The organism is Rhodococcus sp. NPDC055024 (assembly GCF_053608585.1).
The window spans coordinates 25,409-40,874 of record NZ_JBSGVT010000009.1 but is presented as its reverse complement, the minus strand read 5'-3'; the positions used below and the strand labels follow the sequence as shown (position 1 = coordinate 40,874).

The window sequence follows — 15,466 nt, the reverse complement described above, 5'->3', positions numbered from 1 at the left end:
CACGCGTCTTCTCGATCACACTGCCGGGCATGACCCGACATTCGACGAGTTCACTACTCCCAGAGTTGAGTAGGTCTTTCCCGCCGGTCGGCATCGCCGTACCGACAGTGCCTGCAGCGCCAGTGGCGTCAGTCTTCGGGGTATTGCCACAGCCACAGCTGCTCATTGGGATTCCTGTTCTATTGGGGGACGGAGGTGAGTCGGGAAGCCAGCCCACACATGTTTCAATATACCCCCTATAGGTATAACGCAGAGGCTGCGGACGCGCGTACGGCCATCAACCCGCCACATAAACCATTGTAGGAAAACGAATTAGCCGTCAATCAATCCGCGATCGCCTGCACATCATGACACAATAATCACAATACCCACTGGGGGTATAGGGTAGGTCGAGGCATTGACCATCCAGGTCCGCAAAGGTCTTTGACGAAGAGGCTCAATGAAGAATCGGAAAGCAATCGGCAGCAGCCGATTCGCCGTAGTTGGAGCTTTGCTGTTGGTCGGCATGCTCTGGGGGAGCTCGTTTCCCCTGGTTGCCGTGGCTGCCCCAACCTTCGGCGCCGTCGGCACGACGCATGCCCGCTTCATAGTCGCAGCGCTGGTTCTCGCACTGATAACGGCCTCCAGCAGATCGACCTGGCGCGCAGTCGGTCACCGGTTTCCCGCATTCCTACTGTTGGCAGCCCTCAACGTCGCTGGACCCCTGACGCTTGTCGCAACTGCGATCGTCGGACTCAACTCGTCGACGGCGTCGATCCTGAATGCCACGACACCGATGTTCACGGTCTTCGTCGCAGCCTTCTGGCTTCGGCAAAAGATCACGTGGCGAAAGATCTCGGGTGTTGCGATCGGTATTGCCGGTGTCTCGGTGCTCGTCGGCGGGATGCCGTCAGCGCTCGACAGTCGCGCAATTCTGGCCGTCGGCGCGTCGTTGACTGCGGCGCTGCTGTACGCAGTCGGAGGTGTCTACGCACGAAAGTCGTTCCAGGACACTCCACCAATGACACTGGCCCTCGGCCAACAACTTGCCGCGGTTGCCCTCTTGGTGCCCGTGTCCGCCATCGCTCCCCCACCGGGGCCCATAACCGTCGGTCCACTCATCGCCGTGGCAGCCCTGGGGCTGGGGGCTACCGCCGGTGGCTACCTGGTCTATTTCTGGATCATTCGCCAGGCGGGCCCAGTCGCGGCATCGGCCGTCACTCTTTTGGTGCCGATTTCGGCATCAGCGATCGGAGTGCTGTGGTTGAACGAGCCTGTCACGTTCGCGCTCGTCAGTGGGCTCGTCATCATTCTTGCGGGAGTCGGGCTGCTCCTGGATCTTCCACCGGCACAAGATCCATTGCGCAGGGTTCCGCCCGAACGGGTGGCTACCGCGGATGAGCGGCCGGTCAGCGGCTGATCGGGGCAGTCCAAAGACCCACCAATGCGTCGACGAGGTCGGTCGTGAAGTCCTCCCACGATGTGACCTCGTCCTGCCCCTCTTCGGCAAGCGCGCGCTCACGTTCGGCGAACATGTGCACGATCGCATTGCGTCCGATGTCCGCGCGAGCGCGTCGAACACTCATCGGCATGTCAGTGAGACAGGCTGATAGTCCGCGAAGCGTCTCCTGCAGGGTGGGCGAGGCCAGAACCTCGTCGTAGACGATTTTCCGCAGGACTGGATCGGTGAGAATCTGCGCACTGAACCGCGCGTACCAGGTCGGGCCACCCATTTCAGCGTAGTGATCGGTCGACGCCCGAACCAGACACGTAATCCAATCTCGAACGTCCTTCGACCCTTCAACCTTCCGTAGCAGTTCGCCGCGCTTCTTCTCGATCTGCTGGGAGTGCTTGTTCACGATCGCGCGGACCAGATCGGTCTTGGTGCCGAAGTGATATCCGACGGCCGCATTGTTGCCCTGACCTGCCGCTTCGCTCACCTGACGGTTCGAGACCGCAAAAACTCCGTGTTCGGCGAACAGCTGCTCGGCGACGGCGAGGATGCGGTCGCGGGTTGCAGCAGAACGCGCGGAATTTGCCGCGACGCCGGCTTCGGCCGTCGCATCTTCAGCCCTCGTAGTCATGGTCACCATCATCCTCGACTGTCCGAAGCTGCTCGGCACCGGAGATGTTCGTCACGATCGGAGACACACCCTTCCCTTAAGTCAGTCACTTGATTTAAGTTTAGTTCAAGCAACTGACTTAAACCACTTTCGTACTTCCTCCGATGGAGTTACCGCAATGTCGTCAAACACTTCTCCACCACCGACTTCTCCACCACCAACAACGCCGCCACAAACCTCGAAGTCACCAGCCACCACCGCAGTGGTGGCTGTTCTGGCGTTTTCCGGCATCGTCGTCTCGCTCATGCAGACGCTGGTGATCCCGATCATCCCGCATCTGCCCGAGTACCTGAACGCGCCGGCGTCCGATACCGCGTGGGCGGTGACCGCCACCCTGCTCGCAGCTGCCGTCGCCGTCCCGACCATGGGCCGGTTGGGCGACATGTTCGGCAAACGCCGTCTGCTCCTGATCAGCATGGCGCTGTTGGTGACCGGTTCGGCGGTCGGAGCACTCAGTTCGAGTGTGATCCCCCTCGTTGCCGGCCGAATCCTCCAGGGTCTTGCGGCCGGCGTCATCCCGCTGGGTATCAGCGTGATGCGCGACGTACTTCCGCCCAAGAAACTCGCCGGCGCCGTTGCGATGATGAGCGCTTCGCTGGGAGTCGGTGGCGCGCTGGGTCTTCCGATCGCGGCCCTGATCGCGGAATACGCGGACTGGCACGTCCTGTTCTGGGCGTCAGCCGTGCTCGGCGCACTTGCGGCTGGGCTGGTTGTAGTCCTGGTCCCCGAATCGACGGTTCGCACGGGTGGCACGTTCGACTTCGGCGGAGCAATCTCGCTCTCAGCCGCCCTCATCGCTCTACTACTTGCCATTTCCAAGGGTGGCGACTGGGGATGGACAAGCACGCTCACGCTTTCGCTGTTCGCTGCCTCGATCGTCATATTCGGATTCTGGGCTTGGTGGGAACTACGCACCCCCAAGCCACTGGTAGATCTACGCGTATCCATCCGCCGCCAGGTGCTCTTCACCAACCTCGCATCCATCGTGTTCGGATTCGCGATGTTCGCCGCCAGCATGGTCTTTCCCCAGGTAGTCCAGTTGCCTGAAGTCACTGGTTACGGCCTAGGCGGTTCGATGCTCACCGCAGGTCTGGTCATGGCTCCCTCCGGCATCATCATGATGCTGATCTCTCCGCTGTCCTCACGCATCACCAATTCGCACGGCCCCAAGTTGACGCTCATGCTCGGCGCCGTTGTCGTCGCAATCGGTTACGGCATCGGCATTTTCGCCATGCACTCGATTTGGGAACTGATCGTGATCGCAGTGATCATCGGAGCCGGTACCGGTATGGCTTACGGCGCGATGCCCGCTCTCATCATGGGGGCTGTTCCTCCGTCCGAGACCGGTGCAGCCAACAGCTTCAACACCCTGATGCGCTCCCTCGGTACATCATTCGCCAGCGCTATCGCCGGTGTCGTCATCGCCCAGATGACCATGTCCATCGGTGGGGCAACGCTGCCGTCGGAGAACGCTTTCCGCGTCGTCATGGCCCTCGCTGCCGGATCCGCCGTCATCGCACTCGTCCTGGCCGGTTTCCTCCCTCGGTTCAGCGGCTCCAACTCCCGCAAGGAGATTGGTAGCCAGCACACCGATACGTCCCTTACTTCCTCGAAGGAATCCGTCCCGACACACTGAGCCAGCGCGCAATACACACTGCGCAGTACACACAGCCCGGCCCCGGCGGAGTCCAACTCCGTCGGGGCCGACGCGTTTCACACGTTTTGCAGTTGATACACCTGCGGACGACAGTTTCGTGACATGCTCCGTTGAGATGGGTGCTCGTTCGATACTCGGGGAAAGGATGCCGCGATCGCCGCTCCTCGTGCTGACGTCGCCCTTGCCGTCGCCGCTGCTGCCGTCCTGGGCATAGGCGTCGGTGTTCTTCTCGCCGATGTCGTCGCCGGCTTGGCTGCAGGTGCGGGTGCTGCGGTGGTATTTCGGTTTGCACTTCGGATGATCAATACCCGAAAGTGAGCATTCTCCGAGGGTCCTACTTCAGGACACGGATCGCCGAGCCCGGGAGAATTCCGCTCGACGGCGGGTAGATCGACGTCGCGCCGTTGAAGAACATGTGTGCGGGAGTCGTAGACACCGGAAGCAGGTCGATGTCGTTGAACAATGCCCGCTCACTTTCCTCCCACACCTTGCAGGACTCATCGCCCGGAAGAAGCGAAGCCTGAGTGGACAATTCGATGTACTTCTTGTTGTCGAGCGAAGCGAAGTTCACTCCTTCGGGCTTCGGCGGACCGGTGAAATACTTGGCAAAGATACTGGGTGTGTCACTGCCCAGCGTCAAACCGATGGAGACGTCCCACGACGAGAGGTCAGTGGTGCTGAACGTGTTGGCAATGACGAAGCTGTAATCGCCGCCGGTCAGTTTGACCTTGGCCCCCAGTCCTTCCCATTGTGTCGCTACGTATTCCGCGGCGGCAGAGTTCGTATCGCGGGCATTGTTGAAAATCACGTTGAGGGTAAGCGGTCGACCGTCCTTTGTCAGGACGCCGTCGGGACCCGCCTTCCAGCCGGCGTCGGACAAGGTCTTCTTGGCTGCGTCGACGTCGAACGCGGGAATCGTTCCTTCGACACTGTTGTAATCGCAGGCGAGGGGTTCCGACACCGCGAGTGCGCGTGCGCGGGTTCCCTTACCTCCGGTGGTGATCTCGGTGTAGTCGTCCAGATCGACGGCTTGCACAAGAGCCTGTCGCACAGCGCGGTCCGCCGTGGGCAGAGACGCGAAATGATTGAAGATGAACTCACCGGACAACGTGGTGTACGTCTTCGAATCAAGACCAGCTGCCAGCACTCGCTCCTCGTCCGAACCGGTCACCGCTGCGGCATTGACCCCGCCGGTGAGAACAAGATTCGCCGTCGTACTCGGATCGGTGACAATCTTGATCGTCACGGTCTTCGGCACCCCGAGAGTGTCAGACGTGGTCTCCCCGTTCGGGCTCCAGGTGTATCCGTCGCGGCGTTCCATCGTGATGTGATCGTTGGGAACAACCTCGGTGACCTTGAACAGACCCGTGCCGTTGCTACTCGAACGGATGCTGGCCGGATCTTCGAGCGTCGCCGCACACGGAAGCCGCAGCGCGCCGATTCGAGAGAGCAGGAAGGGCGCGGGTTCGGCGGTGGTTACCGTCAGTTCGTCACCGTCCGCTGAGGCCGAAGTCGACATCGGCACAGTGGATCCGCGTAGCGGTGAAGCATTTTCAGGATCCATGACCCAATTGATGTCATCGGCCGCGGTTTGCGCGGTGAAGGAAGTGCCGTCGGCACAGGTGATGCCCTTCTTGAGCACGAACTTCAGCGTGTTTCCTTCTTCCGTCCAGCTCTCCGCCAGGTACGGACGCACAGTGCGTGTTTGCGCATCGACGTCGATCAACGAATCGTACGAGTACGCGTTCACGATCTGCGTCGACGTAAGGTTGGTGATCAGAGGGTGCAGATTTCCGGGATCGGCGTTGATGACAGTCGTGAAACTGCCGTCCTTTGCATACTCACCGACCGAACCTTCGGGGCTGGACGCACCGCCACACCCAGCCAGGGTGAACACGCCAACACTGATAACTGCTGTCGCGGAGACAGAACGAGCTTTCATACGAGCCGCCATCTACTAGAAGTTGCCATGGCGACAATGGTGCGGGACTGACGTGGTCTGGATCTCGTTGAAGTGACCCATACACTCGGCCGTACTCTGTTCGATTGTCACTATCGACCGGGCAAGCACAGCGACTATGTATCACGCTGCCGTTGACGGTGATTCGCGACGTTGATTCGGTTGCCGCACAACGCCGGCATGCAGTAGCGGCGTCGCCCTCCCCGGCTTGTATCGACAAACACCCCGTTGCATGTCGGCGATGCACATGGGCGGAATCGTTCGTACCCCAATGTGCGCAGGGTCCCCAGTAGCGAGTAACCGATCAACAACATGAGTTCACCCGCGAGATCGATTTTGCTGTCCGGTACTGCATTCCACCGGTAGTCGTTCTGGGAATCCGGCGTGAGTCGAACATGATGTGGGACGGTCTGCAGGAGTCGATGAGTGCGATCAACGAGCTCATCAGAAGTCGGAGCATCGAGAATCGAACGAATCCCCTCTCTGAGTTCCTTGACGTCGGCAAGTTCACCGCTGGTAAGCCGATGCCCGTTGCGGAGCGCGTCCGGCGAGAGTCCGTGTTCATCCAGTAGATCGTGAAGCGTCTGGGCGTCTGGCAACGCGTCACCGGCCTCCACCCACACTCGGGGTGAGGTGTTGACCAGGTCCGTCGCAAACGACGCACCGGATACGTAATCGTCTAAAACTACTTGCATCCCTTACCTCCCTGCCTTACCGTAATTGAATAACCTAACTTTACACCTTACGGAGGCGGCGGGATGGAACACTGCGCAGACCACGGACTGCCCGAGATACTCCGAGACACCCACCACCGATTGCGCCGCGCCGGCGCCGTGGCAACGCAGACACCTGTCGTCGCCGCCGATCTCTACTGGTCCATCGGCGCGCTCGCCCAGTGTCTGACCGCCATGGACGAGGTCATTTCACAACTGGGAATCAACGCCCGAAAGCAGTTGCGGGCCGGAAAGTTCGATGTCGAGGGCGGACCGTTCGAAGGACAACCCGACGCTGCCCTGCTCACCGCAGTTCTTGCGCTCGCCCGAGCATCGAGCAGTTGTGAACCAGTTCAGACGGCAATCGGCAATGCCCAGATCGCGGTGAGCGATCTCGTCGTCTCAAGGCCCACCAGCACTTGACGCCCGCGCTCGCAGCCTGCCCCAATAAAGACTGTATGGTTGGTTTTCAGGCAGCCGCCGAGAGCATCGACCAGCAGGAACCGGGTTATCACTGTGAGTGCAGGAGCATCGACAATCTACGAGGACCGAACCGTCCGGATCGACAATCAGGGCGTCACGATCCACCACTACTACTTCCCGTTTGTCAGCAAGTTCGTCCCGTACTCGCAGATCGAATCCGTCGACCTCGGAGTCATGTCGTGGCTGAGCGGACGCCTACGAATCTGGGGAACAACAGATTTCAGCTCGTGGTACAGCCTGGATCTTTCACGTCCGCGGAAGGAGACTGCGGTGGTACTCACCCTCACCGGCCGTGGAGCACCCTCGTTCAGCCCCAAAGACGCAGACCGAGTCGACGCCGAAATCCGCAGTCGCATCGGATCGCACGCCGCGAACTGACTAGCGGAACTCGGATTCGACGGTAACGATCTCCCTCCAATCGGTTCGATCGAACAATCGCGCCAGCGCTGTGAACAGAACTTCCGGATCGATGACACTCTCCGGTGAGTGCACACCGACCCGATCCGAAATCGTTCCGTCGGCCAGCCGGGATACGACCTGAGCAAGGCCCAGAGCCAAAGGGATTCCAGTCGCACGGGCCATGTCCGACAGCAACTCCGACACCGGTGAATCGTCTGCAATCCGGGCCACGACGCGCATCGCTCTTCCGTCGAACGTTCCTGTCGCCGAGGCGAAGAACAACGGCAGGGATCCGTGGTCGGCACGCGTGAGCATTCGAGGTGCAGCGCGGATCATCCGCCGGAGCGAGGGCTTGCCCAATTCTTCAGCGGCCGCGTCGAGATCGATTATCCCCCTGTCGATATCCGCACGGAGGACGTCGAGAAACGCAACAGTTTCCGGTGTGATCACCATGAGATCAGCCGAATGGCCTGAGGGACTGAAGGTCCGATGAAACATCACCGGCTCAGGATGCCCGACCACGTAGGCGTTTCCGCGGCGTCCGCCGGGCAGTTGCAGTGCGATGGAACGTAACGGTTCTTCGTAGACGATTCGACCCGCACGAACCACCGGAACCTTGCCGCTGATCTGCTGCATCCAGTGAACGGCAGCGGCACTGACGGCATCCACCGACTCGTCCTCGCCGTCGACATCAACCGGCCAGGCTGTGTACAGATCGTCGACCACGCCCAATCGCGAGACTGCCATCGCGGCCAGGAGGTTGCTCATCCCGGGACTTGCGCCCATGCCGACTACCGCACAGATTCCGGCTTCCCTGGCAGCACCGTCCAATTCCAGCATGTCGACGGCCGGCTCCCAGTCGTCGCAGATGTCGAGATAGTGAGTCCCGGTCTCGATCGCTACCTGGAGAATACCGACGCCGAAACGGAAGAACGGGCCGACCGTATTGATGACGACGTCTGCGTCGTCCAGCAATTCACGTAGCGAGCGACTGTCCGTGACGTCGATACTCCTAGCCTCTACATCCGCAGATGCTCGAGCCAGATCCACTGAAAGTCGCTTCGCAGCATCGATATCACGATCAGCGACTACCACCTTGCCGATCCCCGGCAAGGTGGTAGCCACACGAACTGCGGCCGATCCCATGGCGCCGGCACCGCCCAGAGCAACGACTGTGATTCCGTCAGCCATGAATTCCCTCCAAGAATGCAGTCTGTTCTGCTAGATACCCGGGGGTGAAGATCGAACGGGGAGCAAGGACGGCCACTAGAGCGGACCTCACTTCCGAGTCTTCGAGATCCTTGTCCACGATCGAATGCGTAGCGTCGGGGTACTTCTTGACCACCAATTGCCCTGGAGCGTCGAGCAATTCGCGATACACCCTTTCGGTGTCTGCCACGTCGACGTTGACGTCTTGTCCGCCGACAATCAAGAGCACCGGAACCTTCACGGTTTCGAGATCGGCTCGCGCATCCGAGAGGTAGTTCTTTCGGATGAAGTTCCACCGGTCTTCGGTGAGACCGTCAGCCTCGCCGGAGGCCACGAGATCGCCGAACGATGCATCGCGTGCCAACTGATCCAAGTTCTTCGAACGGTCGACCCGCGCTTTCTCGAACTCGTCGGCCGACGCATTTCTCTCGGAAAGCTCTGCAAGGGTATTGAATTCACCTTGTTGGAGCCAGTTGATCGCCGGACCCACGGCAATGACGAACGCAACGTCCGGGTCGAGGTTTACCACCTTGGGCAGCACCCACCCTGCCTGGCTGGCACCCCACAGACCGATCCGAGACGAATCGATATCCGAACGCCCCCGCGCCCACTCGATTGTCGCTTCCGTTTCCGCCGCCCGATCGTCCATGCTCTGATCGAGCCAATTGCCCGGCGCCCCGTTCACCCCCGGCTTGTCCCAGGAGAGTGACGCGTACCCCGCCTTTGCGAATGCCTCCCAGAGCGGCCGATAGAAGGTGTCGTGTGTTGCATCGATCGGTCCGTCTCCGTGGACGAAAACCACGAGCCCGAAGGGGCCGTCACCGTGTTCAGGCAGTGCAAGGACTCCCTGCAGTGGCACCGATCCTCCGGTGATCGTCACTTTTTCCTCACGGATGTCATAGGTGTTCTGATACAGCGTCCAGCCCACAAGTCCAACAATCAGAACAACCACCACCGCCAGGGAAGTAACCATCCACCTGCGTAAACGAGGGTTCCCCTTCCTCTCACTCACCGATTGCACTGCCATCTTCCCGCCCTAACGTACGAATTGGAAACGATCGTTTTGACTTCGATAGTACAGTTGTAGGCGAAGATGTCGAGACGCGAGGAAAGGGCAGGGCGATGACCGACAGAGACGTCGATGTACCCACGAGGATTTTGATCGAGGGATTACTGCGCACAGACGGAACTGTTGACGGGCGCACCCTCTATGCCACCGCCGACGCCCTCGGCAAAACAGATCAACAGGTTCGGCTGTGCATCAAACGGTTGGTCACCGAGGGAAAGTTCACTCAGGAAGGTCGCGGGCGGCAGTCCACGCTACGAGCAACACCGAAAGCCGTGCGCGAGATGGAACCCGACGTCGATTTCGTTCGGCTGGCCTATCAACAAGATCGCAACACTGCGACACCGTGGGACGGATACTGGCATCTGGTCGGATTCGCAATTCCGGAGTCGTCACGGAAAGCACGAGATGCGCTGCGCACCAGGGTCGTTTACCTCGGCGGCGCGCTCGTCCAGGGCGGTCTGTACGTCTCGCCGCACGCCTGGGAAGCGTACGTTCTCGATGCGGCCGCCGAACTCGACGTCGAACAGCACCTGTCTTCTCTCACCACTCGAGATCTGAAAGTGGGCATGCTCGAAGACCCCGTGAAGATTGCCGCGCAGTTGTGGCCGTTGGGCGAGATCGCTGACGGATATGAACGGCTGCTCGACGTAGCGACCGCACGCCTGCACAAACTGCAGAACACTTCGGGCACCGATGCCGTCACGATGACCATCGAGCTCGCGGCGGAGTTCACGCGAGCCATGGAACCGGATCCGCTACTGCCACCGGAACTGCTGCCCACCAACTGGATCGGCACACGGGCGCGGTCGATCACTGCGCAGTGCTGGGCGCTTCTGGCACAGGTGGACGGCGCAGACGAATTACCGTCGCTGTTCCACCTGTACGCAGATGCAATCGGTGAGGATCAGGACGCGAGAGTGCGCTGACGGGGCGGCAGCCCGAAACGGCTGAGCACTTCGTCGACTGCGGTGGACGGTGTGACAAGTCCCCGATCCTGAAGCCACGGAATGGTGCTGTCCACCAGGTGCTCGAGAGTGCGGGGTAATGCGAGAGGCAACAACGTAACGCCGTCGGCGACATCGGCAGCTCGGATATCGGCGATCAAACTGCCGAGACCGGAAGGCGTTCCGACGTAGTGAAGCGAAACGGGAACCCGCGGCGCAGTCAAAGCGCTGTCCAACTGTGCAAGCTCTTTGCGAGCGGAGCGAGCCTCCGGCGCGATCAGAATCTCGAGATCGACCAGTACTGCGACGCCGTCGGGATCGCGGCCTTCTTCGGCGACGGCAGCGCGTATCCGTGCACGTTCGAGCTGTGCCTCACGCAGATCCGCAGCGCGAATCCGAACCACATTGGTAGGGAATGAAGCTAAATCGAGAGCCTTTTCGCCCTCGGTGAGGTCCACCCAGTAGTCGCCGCCGATGATGGGCAGGTTGCCGGGTGCGCCCTCAGCGGCCGGATGGTGACCGGATCCGGTCAACTCGACCGCTACGTGCAGAGAATGCGAAGCGAGTGAAGACATGTGAGACCTCCGAAAATCAGAAAAGTGTGGGATGAGCGAGACGAATCGTCAGCTCGAACACATTCCTGACGAGGTGCGGCACAGATCGACATGGCGACGGCACCACTGACCGAGAGTGATACTCACTCTCGAAGGAGTGGCGGGAAAGTCCGCTGGTGCCATGGCTGCCATGCTAGTTGTCCGTTCGAGTTTTCGGGGACCGAGCTCAGCTCAGACGCACTCGGCTGCGCCGGCATTGTCGTCTGCAGCTCCGAGGAAGGGGCGGGTCTCGGGCACGGGGTTCCACGCACCGGCCGTCTTCGCGTAGTTCCAATCACGCTGATTCGAAACCAGGATGTTCACGGCGTCGACCAACCGCGTCACATCGTCCGAGCTGCTACCGAGGCCAAGGCTGGCACGAACCGCGCCGCCGGAGAGGCCGAGGCGTGCGAGCACCGGGTGTGCGCAAAAGCGTCCGTCGCGAACTCCGATGCCGTGTTCGGCAGACAGGAATGCGGCGATCTCGCCCGCTTCGAATCCGTCGACGGTGAAAGTCACGATTCCGACGGCGTCGGGTGCGTCGTTCCACAGTCGTACCAGCGAGACTCCCTCGATGGCGGACAAGCCGTCGGTGAGCTGGGCGGTGAGTGCCTTCTCATGTTCGGCGATGACGTCGAAGTCCAGGGCTTGCAGGGTTTCGCAGGCGGTCGCGATAGCTGCGGCGCCGAGAACGTTGGGCGAACCTGCCTCGTGGCGTGCGGGCGCACAAGCCCATTCGGTGGACTCGATGGTCACCTCACGGACGGCGCCGCCGCCGGCGAGGTACGGCTGAGCCTCGTCGAGCCAGTCACGGCGTCCGACCAGAACGCCGGCGCCGAAGGGTGCGTACAGCTTGTGGCCCGAGAACGCCACGTAGTCGACGCCGCATTCCTGCAGGTCGATGCGGCGGTGGGGAGCCAGCTGAGCAGCGTCGACGAGGATACGTGCGCCGCAACGGTGAGCGATGTCAGCCAAGCGTGCAATCGGCAGGATCTCGCCGGTCACGTTGGAGGCGCCGGTGATTGCGAGCAGTGCGGCAGGCTTGGTGCACAGTTCACCGATCAGGCGCTCGATGGTCTCTTCGATGGTGTCTGCGGCGGTGACGATACGAGCGTCGTTCCACGGCAACAGGTTTGCGTGATGCTCGACGTCGAGGACAACGGTGCTGCCGGGGACGCACTGAGCCAGCAGGTTCAGCGAATCAGTGGTGTTTCGGGTGAAGACGACGACCTGATCGTCGGCACAGTTCACGAAACGAGCAACGGATTCACGAGCGTTCTCGTAGGTGAGGGTGGAGATCCGGGAGGCGTAGCCGGCACCGCGGTGGACGCTGGCGTACGTGGGCAACAACTCGGCGATACGGTCGGTGACCTGGGCCAATGCCGGCGCACTCGCGGCGTAGTCGAAGTTGGCGTAGGAGCATTCGCCGCCCTGAACCAGCGGAACCTGCAGGTCAGCACCCGAAACCTTGGCGATCGGAGCGGTGCAGCAGGTGTCGGCACTCAATACAGCAGTCATCGAAGACAATCCTCACGTTCAAGGACTCGTTCGTCGGGAGATGGCCCCGGAAGAGTCCGCGCTTGCCGCATTCGTTTTCGAACGCAGCCGGGTCGTCACCCGGAGCACCCCACCGCGGAGGAGGGTTGCCGACCAGCAAGCCGGGGCTGAACACTGGTACTCGTGACCTGGCAACGAGGATGGCAGGAACGTCCCGTGCTTGTCAAGACGAAGCTGCGAAGCCCGTCGTCACGGCGTAATCGTCCGGCAGGCGAGGTGGAGTGCAAGCCTGGTTTCCGGATCGGCCAGATCCACCGAGAGAAGGCGCTGAATTCGATCGATCCGACTCGATACGGTGTTGCGGTGCAAGCCCATTCGAGTTGCGGTGTGAGCCAGAGACGATTCTTCGTCGAGGTACGTCGAGAGAGTCTCGAGCAACTCTCCACTCGAATCTCGTAGCGGCGCGAGCAGTGCCGCGGCGGCGGGCTGAAACGTGTCGGTTCGCGTCCACGCCAGCAGCAACTGCGCCAGCCCGAGGCGGTCCACGTGCAGGAACCGGCCGGTGTGCGACCGGGAACCGGCGAGACGAGCGGCATCCCCCGCCTCCGACAGAGACGCTCCGATACCGGCAGGGCCATCGTGCGCGCGTCCCACTCCCACCCACGTCTCCATTGTGGGCTCCAACCGCGCTTGAGCTGCGCGAATACGTTCGGCGATCCTGGTGATCGCCTCCGGTCGCGGCTCACCCGGCAGAGTCGTCCACGCTGCCCAGCCGTCAGCCTGTTCCACAACGTTGGCGTCGATTCCCTCCGCTGCGAGGGCGTCTGCAACCTCAGTGCGCCTGGCCACCAGGTCGACCTCGCCGATGGCCAGGACTTTGATGCCGATGTGCCAGCCGTCCAGCGCCCAACCGGCGTCGAGTGCGCGCCTGAGCAGTCCGGGTGTGGCGTCTGCGGACGTGTCGACGAGTTCACCCAGCAACGCGCTACGCCGACGCGCTTCACGCTCGTCGACCATGCGCGCAACGGCCAGCCGGTGACCGACAGCCAACGAGGCCACATCGAGAACGACTGAGAGAGAAGCCTCTTCGACGCTCTGACGCACCGGGAGCAGCACCGCCAGCCAGGGCTCTCGGGCTGCGCCGGACATCACCGGGCACGCGATCAGAACCCCGCCGGAGTCCAATTCGACAGTGGTGGGCGCCCCGCGGCCCGACAACGTACCTGCGGCCGCTCGATCGTCGTCCGACAACAGGTCAGCACCGGTCAGCGGACGTCCGGACGAGTCCAGGAGAATGAACGAACGCTGAAAGGTGTTCAGTAACACCGACAGAAGATTCTCGACGCTTCCACCGGCCCGCTGGCCCGCGTGTGTCGCCCGCAGTACCGCGTCGCCCATCACCGCCCGCGAATTCGACAGAAGATCACGAAGATCCACGCTGAACTGCCACGGGTCGGATACTCCGAGCACCACCAGTCCGAGCCGATCGGCGAGCAACGTGAGACTGGCATCCTCTGCCGCAGTGCTGTGCACAGCGACCACCTGGCATCCGGTCGCCGCCGTTCTTCGAAGGAGAGCATCGAATCTCCACTCTCCGATGTCGATTCGATCGAGAATCACCAGAACTGATCCTGAACTCGCCGCACCCGACACGGCCTCGGCCGATTGTGTCGATTCCCCGGTGAGTGCTCCCACTGTCGTGACGACGGGATCACCGTTGCCGGCAAGTCGATACAACCCGACAAAAATCGGGTTGTTCAGCAACGCCGAAACACTCGCGCTCATCGCGCCTCCATCAGCACTGCGTCGTGGTCGATCCCGAATGCACGCGGGCCGACAACTTTCAATCTGCTTACATCTTCGGCCCACCACTGAGGGCAGGGCAGAACCAACACGGCCACGTCCTGCCCCTGGTGCACGGATTCACACGAGACGAAGGCGCCGGTCCGGACGTCGAGCAGTGTCACGATGTCGGGGCACGTCGAGATCATCTCGCCGTCCAGCGCGACGGTCAGGAACTCACTTTCGAATTCGACTCGAATCACCGCAGAACCGTGTTCGAGAATCACGTTGCCCCGACGATCGCCGGCGTCCGGGTGACCACGACGCACCGCGCGCACTCGACCCGTCCCCAGTATCCGAGCTCCGATGGTATCGGCGATCTCCCGCCAACTGCCGAGGGCTCCGATGTGCTGACCCAGTGCGTACGCTCGGGACAGAGTTCCCGCAATACAGGCCTCCTGCACAGTCCGCGCATCGATCGACGCGATCGCCAGAGCGCCCCAACCGCTGGTCCGCCCGATCAAGGAGCGCACTGCTACCTCGGCGCCCAGCACATCTACTCCGTCGACGACGGTGATCAAGCCGCCTGGCTGGGCGAGGGTGACCGGACACAATTTCAACCCGGCTGCAGCCAGGGAGAAATGATCGAGCCGCGGCATCGCTCGACCGAGCAGGTCCGCGTCGACCACGGGAACTCCCAGCGCCAACGCCGCCGCAATGCCGGAAAGCGCGTTGAGTCCACCGCCTTCGAAAGTCATCACGGCGCTCGGGCTGTTCCCGGTCCACCGCGTCAAAGCTGCTGCGGTGGATGCAAACTCATGTCCGGAGGGCAGTTGCTCCTCCAATGCCAGGGCTGATCCGACTATTCCCACCGGCATCACCAGCGCCCCGTCCGGCAACTTGTCCGGCGCGATGACCTCCACCGAAGTAGACGCCATCAGTGGACGCAGCATTTCCACGAACAAGCGTGGATCGCCGCCCCCGCCGCAGCCCAGGACCACCGCCCCCGCGGCGATCGCGTCGAGGTCGGCCTCCCGGACCGCGTGCAGGCTGCTCAC

The 15,466-nt window shown here is 61.7% G+C and carries 14 protein-coding genes and 1 riboswitch; of the genes, 5 read left to right on the top strand and 9 right to left on the bottom strand.

Translation table 11 applies throughout. The features are described 5' to 3' along the window. Positions 1-439 precede the first annotated feature (439 nt). Entirely contained in the window at positions 440-1,399 is a 960-nt protein-coding gene (locus ACWF6P_RS19335) for a DMT family transporter (RefSeq protein WP_452622115.1), read from the top strand. Here the strand turns inward: ACWF6P_RS19335 and ACWF6P_RS19330 are convergent. After that, positions 1,389-2,063, bottom strand: coding sequence for a TetR/AcrR family transcriptional regulator (locus ACWF6P_RS19330; protein WP_452622114.1), 675 nt, complete (start codon positions 2,061-2,063; stop codon positions 1,389-1,391). The genes ACWF6P_RS19335 and ACWF6P_RS19330 overlap by 11 nt on opposite strands. Positions 2,064-2,220: 157 nt before the next feature. On the opposite strand from ACWF6P_RS19330, the gene ACWF6P_RS19325 reads away from it, so the two are divergent. Further along, the gene (locus ACWF6P_RS19325; RefSeq protein WP_452622113.1) at positions 2,221-3,738 is read left to right on the top strand and encodes an MFS transporter; all 1,518 of its coding nucleotides are present in this window, start codon (positions 2,221-2,223) and stop codon (positions 3,736-3,738) included. Positions 3,739-4,093: 355 nt separating this feature from the next. Here ACWF6P_RS19325 and ACWF6P_RS19320 read toward each other — a convergent pair whose 3' ends face one another. Together ACWF6P_RS19320 and ACWF6P_RS19315 are read right to left on the bottom strand one after the other, a co-directional pair. Next, the gene (locus ACWF6P_RS19320; RefSeq protein ID WP_452622112.1) at positions 4,094-5,701 is read right to left on the bottom strand and encodes an ABC transporter substrate-binding protein; all 1,608 of its coding nucleotides are present in this window, start codon (positions 5,699-5,701) and stop codon (positions 4,094-4,096) included. A 134-nt stretch (positions 5,702-5,835) separates the two neighbouring features. Further along, positions 5,836-6,414 carry a CGNR zinc finger domain-containing protein gene (locus ACWF6P_RS19315; protein ID WP_378646094.1) on the bottom strand — a complete coding sequence of 193 codons (579 nt, stop codon included), beginning with the start codon at positions 6,412-6,414 and terminating at the stop codon, positions 5,836-5,838. 63 nt (positions 6,415-6,477) lie between these two features. Between ACWF6P_RS19315 and ACWF6P_RS19310 the strand changes: the two genes are divergently transcribed. Continuing rightward, positions 6,478-6,855: a hypothetical protein gene (locus ACWF6P_RS19310; protein WP_452622111.1), complete on the top strand. Its 378-nt coding sequence runs from the start codon at positions 6,478-6,480 to the stop codon at positions 6,853-6,855. Between the two features lie 93 nt (positions 6,856-6,948). Then, positions 6,949-7,293 carry a hypothetical protein gene (locus ACWF6P_RS19305; protein WP_452622110.1) on the top strand — a complete coding sequence of 115 codons (345 nt, stop codon included), beginning with the start codon at positions 6,949-6,951 and terminating at the stop codon, positions 7,291-7,293. Here ACWF6P_RS19305 and ACWF6P_RS19300 read toward each other — a convergent pair whose 3' ends face one another. Next, positions 7,294-8,505 (bottom strand): saccharopine dehydrogenase family protein, encoded by a 1,212-nt coding sequence (locus ACWF6P_RS19300; RefSeq protein ID WP_452622109.1) that lies wholly within the window; start codon positions 8,503-8,505, stop codon positions 7,294-7,296. After that, the gene (locus ACWF6P_RS19295; protein ID WP_452622108.1) at positions 8,498-9,496 is read right to left on the bottom strand and encodes an alpha/beta hydrolase family protein; all 999 of its coding nucleotides are present in this window, start codon (positions 9,494-9,496) and stop codon (positions 8,498-8,500) included. Before ACWF6P_RS19295 ends, ACWF6P_RS19300 begins: the two co-directional genes overlap by 8 nt. Positions 9,497-9,645: 149 nt before the next feature. Between ACWF6P_RS19295 and ACWF6P_RS19290 the strand changes: the two genes are divergently transcribed. Further along, on the top strand, positions 9,646-10,518 hold the full coding sequence (locus ACWF6P_RS19290) for a PaaX family transcriptional regulator C-terminal domain-containing protein (RefSeq protein ID WP_452622107.1): 873 nt from the start codon (positions 9,646-9,648) through the stop codon (positions 10,516-10,518). On the opposite strand, the gene ACWF6P_RS19285 is transcribed toward ACWF6P_RS19290, so the two are convergent. The 4 genes from ACWF6P_RS19285 to ACWF6P_RS19270 form a co-directional block, all read right to left on the bottom strand. After that, entirely contained in the window at positions 10,497-11,111 is a 615-nt protein-coding gene (locus ACWF6P_RS19285) for an LLM class oxidoreductase (RefSeq protein ID WP_378534669.1), read from the bottom strand. The two genes, ACWF6P_RS19290 and ACWF6P_RS19285, sit on opposite strands and share 22 nt — an antisense overlap. 210 nt (positions 11,112-11,321) lie before the next feature. Further along, positions 11,322-12,647, bottom strand: coding sequence for an aminotransferase class V-fold PLP-dependent enzyme (locus tag ACWF6P_RS19280; RefSeq protein ID WP_452622106.1), 1,326 nt, complete (start codon positions 12,645-12,647; stop codon positions 11,322-11,324). Between the two features lie 53 nt (positions 12,648-12,700). Continuing rightward, a riboswitch (SAM riboswitch) is annotated at positions 12,701-12,815 on the bottom strand. Positions 12,816-12,875: 60 nt separating this feature from the next. Further along, entirely contained in the window at positions 12,876-14,411 is a 1,536-nt protein-coding gene (locus tag ACWF6P_RS19275; protein WP_452622105.1) for a PucR family transcriptional regulator, read from the bottom strand. Next, positions 14,408-15,466, bottom strand: a complete 1,059-nt coding sequence (locus tag ACWF6P_RS19270) for a DUF917 domain-containing protein (protein WP_452622104.1) — start codon at positions 15,464-15,466, stop codon at positions 14,408-14,410. The genes ACWF6P_RS19275 and ACWF6P_RS19270 overlap by 4 nt, the downstream gene beginning before the upstream one ends.

What these genes read in the sequence shown, in the direction of transcription:
- ACWF6P_RS19310 (WP_452622111.1), top strand. Translation starts at nt 6,478, where the DNA reads ATGGAACACTGCGCAGACCACGGACTGCCCGAGATACTCCGAGACACC.
- ACWF6P_RS19285 (WP_378534669.1), bottom strand. Translation starts at nt 11,111, where the DNA reads ATGTCTTCACTCGCTTCGCATTCTCTGCACGTAGCGGTCGAGTTGACC.
- ACWF6P_RS19295 (WP_452622108.1), bottom strand. Translation starts at nt 9,496, where the DNA reads ATGGTTACTTCCCTGGCGGTGGTGGTTGTTCTGATTGTTGGACTTGTG.
- ACWF6P_RS19330 (WP_452622114.1), bottom strand. Translation starts at nt 2,063, where the DNA reads ATGACTACGAGGGCTGAAGATGCGACGGCCGAAGCCGGCGTCGCGGCA.
- ACWF6P_RS19320 (WP_452622112.1), bottom strand. Translation starts at nt 5,701, where the DNA reads ATGAAAGCTCGTTCTGTCTCCGCGACAGCAGTTATCAGTGTTGGCGTG.
- ACWF6P_RS19280 (WP_452622106.1), bottom strand. Translation starts at nt 12,647, where the DNA reads ATGACTGCTGTATTGAGTGCCGACACCTGCTGCACCGCTCCGATCGCC.
- ACWF6P_RS19290 (WP_452622107.1), top strand. Translation starts at nt 9,646, where the DNA reads ATGACCGACAGAGACGTCGATGTACCCACGAGGATTTTGATCGAGGGA.
- ACWF6P_RS19325 (WP_452622113.1), top strand. Translation starts at nt 2,221, where the DNA reads ATGTCGTCAAACACTTCTCCACCACCGACTTCTCCACCACCAACAACG.
- ACWF6P_RS19335 (WP_452622115.1), top strand. Translation starts at nt 440, where the DNA reads ATGAAGAATCGGAAAGCAATCGGCAGCAGCCGATTCGCCGTAGTTGGA.
- ACWF6P_RS19300 (WP_452622109.1), bottom strand. Translation starts at nt 8,505, where the DNA reads ATGGCTGACGGAATCACAGTCGTTGCTCTGGGCGGTGCCGGCGCCATG.
- ACWF6P_RS19275 (WP_452622105.1), bottom strand. Translation starts at nt 14,411, where the DNA reads ATGAGCGCGAGTGTTTCGGCGTTGCTGAACAACCCGATTTTTGTCGGG.
- ACWF6P_RS19315 (WP_378646094.1), bottom strand. Translation starts at nt 6,414, where the DNA reads ATGCAAGTAGTTTTAGACGATTACGTATCCGGTGCGTCGTTTGCGACG.